The organism is Mucilaginibacter sp. GW821-FHT07H05 (assembly GCF_059418485.1).
The window spans coordinates 1-944 of the sequence record NZ_JBWKPY010000015.1 but is presented as its reverse complement, the minus strand read 5'-3'; the positions used below and the strand labels follow the sequence as shown (position 1 = coordinate 944).

Sequence of the window (944 nt, the reverse complement as noted above, 5' to 3'; positions counted from 1 at the left end):
TACCTGTTCTCAATGTTCAGCCTGCCGTCAAAGTTTTGCGGCAGGGTGCTATTGCTGATATAAACCGGCGACCAAATTTCTTTGACCGTATAAAAGCTGGCTTCCTTTTCCCGGTGCGGGCCAACGATGCCGTCCGGGGCGTGGTTCCCGTCGGTATCCAGCGAATCCTTTTTGTCGGTACGGACAATGCCGCCGTCGGCAAATACCCATAAAAATCCGCCCGCGTTATGCGGGTTGCCCAGCATCAGGTTCCAGAAATCATCCAGCCCTGCGCCATGCCCGCCGTCATACAGGCCATGCATAAACTCCGTCGGGGAAAAAATATCCGTGCCATACAGGTTGTTATTGACAACATAATTGTAAGTGGGATAATGCTTGGTGTCGGTATGGTTATAACGTTCCCAGGGATGGATCACTATCCGCTTCTGCGGATCGTACCAGCCATAGTCCTGATCCAGTTCCCGGTTCCAGCCGCCTTCGTTCCCGTTATCCCAGAGCACGATACTGGGGTGGTTCACATCCCGTACCATCATTTCTTTGACCAGTTTGCGGCCCACATTGGTATCGTACTTCGCCTGCCAGCCGGTTACTTCGTCCAGTACAAAAAGGCCCAGGGAATCGCAGGCATCTAAAAAGCTCTGATCTGGCGGGTAATGCGACATCCGCACCGCGTTCATATTCATTTCCTTAATGAGCTTGATATCCAGCAGGTCAATGGCTTTGCTCAATGTTCTTCCCGATTCCGGCCATTCGGAATGATGACAAATGCCTTTGAAGATCACTTTTTTATCGTTCACATAAATACCATCGCCCTTGCGCAGTTCCACCGTGCGGAAGCCAAAGCGCTGGATCACTTGGTGAATGATCTTTTGCCCTTCTTTGATAGAAACTACCAGGTTATAAAGATGAGGCTGTTCGGGGTTCCAGGTCAAGATATTTTTGAC

The 944-nt window shown here is 50.4% G+C and carries 1 protein-coding gene; it reads right to left on the bottom strand.

Going from position 1 to position 944, the window contains the following annotated elements; genetic code table 11:
- The coding region (locus AC07M6_RS24455) for a glycoside hydrolase family 2 protein (protein WP_494894097.1) at positions 1-932 on the bottom strand (932 nt) is incomplete at its 3' end.
- Positions 933-944 lie beyond the last annotated feature (12 nt).